General features: G+C 63.2%; 6 protein-coding genes. All 6 read left to right on the forward strand.

Going from position 1 to position 4,184, the window contains the following annotated elements:
- The coding region (locus tag A3764_RS20115) for a hypothetical protein (protein WP_150122327.1) at positions 1-429 on the forward strand (429 nt) is incomplete at its 5' end.
- 117 nt (positions 430-546) lie between these two features.
- A complete protein-coding gene (locus tag A3764_RS20120; RefSeq protein WP_067921360.1) occupies positions 547-1,224 on the forward strand; it encodes an SGNH/GDSL hydrolase family protein in 678 nt (225 codons plus the stop codon).
- Positions 1,225-1,264: 40 nt separating this feature from the next.
- Positions 1,265-1,996 carry a monofunctional biosynthetic peptidoglycan transglycosylase gene (gene mtgA, locus A3764_RS20125; protein ID WP_067921358.1) on the forward strand — a complete coding sequence of 244 codons (732 nt, stop codon included), beginning with the start codon at positions 1,265-1,267 and terminating at the stop codon, positions 1,994-1,996.
- Positions 1,997-2,053: 57 nt separating this feature from the next.
- Positions 2,054-2,719 carry an FtsZ-binding protein FzlA gene (fzlA, locus tag A3764_RS20130; RefSeq protein ID WP_067921356.1) on the forward strand — a complete coding sequence of 222 codons (666 nt, stop codon included), beginning with the start codon at positions 2,054-2,056 and terminating at the stop codon, positions 2,717-2,719.
- A 45-nt stretch (positions 2,720-2,764) separates the two neighbouring features.
- Positions 2,765-3,820, forward strand: a complete 1,056-nt coding sequence (gene queG, locus A3764_RS20135) for a tRNA epoxyqueuosine(34) reductase QueG (RefSeq protein WP_067921354.1) — start codon at positions 2,765-2,767, stop codon at positions 3,818-3,820.
- A 16-nt stretch (positions 3,821-3,836) separates the two neighbouring features.
- The coding region (locus A3764_RS20140) for a hydantoinase/oxoprolinase N-terminal domain-containing protein (RefSeq protein ID WP_330220548.1) at positions 3,837-4,184 on the forward strand (348 nt) is incomplete at its 3' end.

Below are 4,184 nucleotides of genomic sequence, written 5' to 3' on the forward strand. Positions count from 1 at the left end.
GCCGGTCGCGCGGGTGAGCGTTTCGCGGTGCGTAACTCGGGCGCGCGGGTCGTGATCGAAGGCTGCGGCAGCAATGGTTGTGAATACATGACTGGCGGTGTTGCGGTGATCCTTGGCGATATCGGTGCGAACTTCGCTGCCGGTATGACCGGCGGCATGGCCTACCTCTACGATCCGGAAGGACAGGCCCAGGCGCTGATGAACGTCGAAACGATCGTTACATGCCCGGTCACCGTGGATCACTGGACATCCGAGCTGAAGGAACTGCTGGAGCGGCATCTGAAGGAAACCGGAAGCCGCCGGGCGGGTGACATCCTGCAGCACTGGGAGACGGAGAAGGAACATTTCCTGCAGGTCTGCCCCAAGGAGATGTTGGCGCATCTTCCCGCACCCATCGGCGTCGAACGCGCCGCCGTCCCGGCAGAGTAACAACAGAGGGCGTCCCGCCATGCGGGGCGCCGTTCCCTACCTCCTCACCGAAATGACAGTTTGATATCCGGCATAGCATGCTAGCTTGCGGGTCAGGCTTGTCAGTGGAGGTATCCTATGTTGCGGTTGTGTCTTGCGTTGGTCACGGGGCTCGTCCTGTCCGGATGTGGTGATCCCGCGCCCCGCGGCGGCGGCGATATCCTCGCCATTGGCGACAGCGTGCTTTGGTGGAACGGCAACAGCGACCGCGCGATCCCCGATGTCGTCGGCAAGGTGCTTGACCGGAAGGTTGTGAACCGCGCGGTGCCGGGGGCCCAGTTCGACAACGACTCATCGTTGGCGAGTGCGGCCGGTTTCGACATCCAGCGGCAGTATCCGGGCGGGCGCTGGAACTGGATCGTGATGAACGGGGGCGCGAATGATGTCTCTTCGGATTGCGACTGCGGAGCCTGCGGCCCGGTTGTCGATGCGCTTGTCTCTGCGGACGGGCAGAGCGGCAGTATTCCGTCGTTCCTTGCGCAGCTTCGCCAGCGAAGCGGTGCCCAGATCCTGTGGATGGGATATTACGCAGGCTCGGGGAAGGGTTCCTTCGAAGGGTGCCGGGACGAGTTGGTGGAGCTCGATTCCCGCATGAACAGATTTGCCGCCGGGCGCGACTGGGCGACCTTCCGGGATGCCGAAGATGTGTTCGACAACACCAATCCGGAGAATTTCGCCTTTGACAACACGCATCCCTCGGCGCGGGGCTCTGCCGTGATCGGCACATACCTCGCGAAGGTGATCGGCCCGCGCTAGGGGCGTTCACAAAGCCGGCCGCCCGGCCTATAGCTGCCCCATGACCCGCCGCACCGTCGAGACCCGAAGCAAAAGCAAATCCGCCAAGCCGGCGAAGCGGCCCTTCGGGCGCAGGGTTACGCTGTGGGCGCTTCGGGGTGTTTCGGTGGTTTTCCTCATCGCGGTGCTTTTGGTGGTGCTGGGGGCGATCTTCAACCCGCCCACGAATGTCTACATGATGTCGGAAGCCCGCCGCCTGGGGAGCGTGGATCAGCGCTGGGTATCGCTTGACCGGATCTCACCCGAGATGCGGCGCGCGGTGGTCGCGGCGGAAGATGCGAATTTCTGCCGCCATTGGGGCTTTGACCTGCCGGCGATCCGGCGGGCGATCGAACAGGGCAGCAATCGCGGCGCTTCGACGCTGAGCCAGCAGACGGTCAAGAACGTCTACCTCTGGCATGGGCGGTCATGGCCGCGCAAAGCGATGGAGGCGCTGGCGACCCCGTTGGTCGAAGCGATCTGGACAAAGCGGCGGATACTGGAGGTCTACCTCAATATCGCGGAGTTCGACGAAGGCGTTTTCGGCGCTGAGGCGGCGGCCCGCCACTATTTCGGTATCCCCGCGTCTGATCTGTCGCGGGCACAGTCCGCACGGCTCGCCGCGATCCTGCCGGACCCGAAGGATCGCTCGGCCTCGCAGCCTTCCGGTTTCGTGCGCAGCCGCGCCGCGCAGATCGCGGATGGCGCGGCGACAATCAGCAGGGATGGCCGCGCGGATTGTTTCGAGAGTTGAATTGACTGCCTTTTCCGGGCATGGAAGTGCCCAGTCTCCATAGTTTCGGAACCTCTCATGGCTCGCCTGTTTCACGTTGCCCTGTCGCCATTCTGCCGGAAAGTCCGGCTCAGCCTCGCCGAGAAGAAGATCGAGGTTGAGCTGGTCGAAGAACGGTACTGGGAAGCGGATGCGGATTTTCTTCGGCGCAACCCGGCAGGCAAGGTGCCCGTCCTGCGGCTCGATGGGATCATGATGTCCGAAAGCGGGCCGATCTGCGAATATATCGAAGAGACCCGTCCTGAGCCCAGCCTGCTGCCCCGCGATCCGCTCCAACGGCTGGAGGCCCGCCGCCTCGTGAACTGGTTCGACGACAAGTTTCATCATGAAGTGACGTCGAAACTGCTCTACGAGCGGGTCAATAAGAAGATGATGAAGATGGGCTATCCCGACAGCAGCAACGTGAAATCCGGTGCCAAGGCGATCAAGTATCACCTCGATTACATGGGTTGGTTGCTCGATCACCGCCGCTGGCTGGCGGGCGATGTCATGACCCTTGCGGATTTCGCGGCGGCGGCGCATCTGTCCTCGCTCGACTACATCTCGGACGTGGACTGGAATCGGAACAGCAGCGTCAAGGACTGGTACGCCAAGATCAAATCGCGCCCCGCGTTCCGGTCCATCCTTGCGGATCAGGTGCCGGGCTTTCCGCCGCCCCTGCATTACAACAATCTGGATTTCTGACGCAGCCCGCGCCGGGTTTTCGCGCCCGGCGCCCGGAAGGTATTCTTGACCGAAAGTAGCCAAGACCTGAAAGCCCGCATTGTCGCCCGCGCCCGGGGCGAAGGTTTCGTGGCCTGCCGCATGTGCAGACCCGATGCGGCGCCAGAGGCGGCAGAGCGCCTGCGCGACTACGTGGGCGGCGGCTATCATGGGCAGATGACGTGGCTCGCCGATCGCATGACATGGCGCGGGGACCCCGGCGCGCTCTGGCCCGAAGCACGCACGATCATCATGCTGGCCGAAAGTTATGCGCCGGTGCATGACCCATTGGACACGCTCACCGCTACCGAAAGGGGAGCGATTTCCGTCTATGCCCAAGGGCGCGATTACCACGATGTGGTGAAGAAACGGCTGAAGCGTCTGGGGCGCTGGCTGGTGGAGGAAACAGGATGCGAGATCAAGGTTTTCGTGGATACCGCACCGGTCTCCGAAAAGGCGCTTGCCCAGGCGGCGGGGCTGGGGTGGCAGGGCAAGCACAGCAACCTGCTGAGCCGCGATTTCGGGAACTGGGTCTTTCTGGGGGCCATATTCACCACGCTGGACCTGCCGCCCGACGCTACTGAAGCCGACCATTGCGGATCCTGCCGGGCATGTCTGGATGTATGCCCCACGCAGGCTTTCGTCGGTCCCTACAAGCTGGATGCCCGGCGCTGCATTTCCTATCTGACGATCGAACATAAAGGGCCGGTGGACCCTGAACTGCGGGCGAAAATGGGCAATCGCATTTACGGCTGCGATGATTGCCTCGCCGTCTGTCCCTGGAACAAGTTCGCGGTGCCGAGCAGCGATGAACGCTATCTCGGCCGCCATCGGGAGCCCGCCGATCTGGCGGAACTCGCCGGTCTGGACGATGCGCGGTTTCGGCAACGATTTTCCGGCTCCCCCATAAAGAGGATCGGGCGTGACCGTTTTGTTCGCAATGTGCTCTATGCCATCGGAAACTCCGGTGCGCCGCGGCTCAGGGCTGCTGCGTCGGCACTGCTTTGCGATCCGGACCCCACGGTGGCGGATGCCGCCCGCTGGGCCTGCAAACGGCTGGATGCCGTGAAATACCCCGCATGAACGAAAGGTTGCCTGCATGACGATCCTGTTAGGAGTGGACACAGGGGGCACCTATACCGATGCCGTCCTGCTCCGGGATGAGGAGGAGGTGATCGCCTCTGCAAAGGCGCTGACCACGCGCCATGATCTGTCCATCGGGGTCGGCGCCGCGGTGCGGGCCGTATTGGCCGAAGCGGAAATCCCGCCGGAGGACGTTTCGTTGGCTTCCCTGTCGACGACCCTGGCGACCAATGCCTTGGTCGAGGGGCAGGGCGGGCGTGTGGCGCTGGTCTACATCGGGTTCAAGGAACGGGATCTGGATGCGCATGGCCTCAGGGAAGCGCTGCGGGGGGAGCCATATATCGTGCTGGCCGGGGGGCACGAT

This window comes from Sulfitobacter sp. HI0129 (assembly GCF_001635395.1).
In the GTDB taxonomy this organism is placed as follows: domain Bacteria; phylum Pseudomonadota; class Alphaproteobacteria; order Rhodobacterales; family Rhodobacteraceae; genus Sulfitobacter.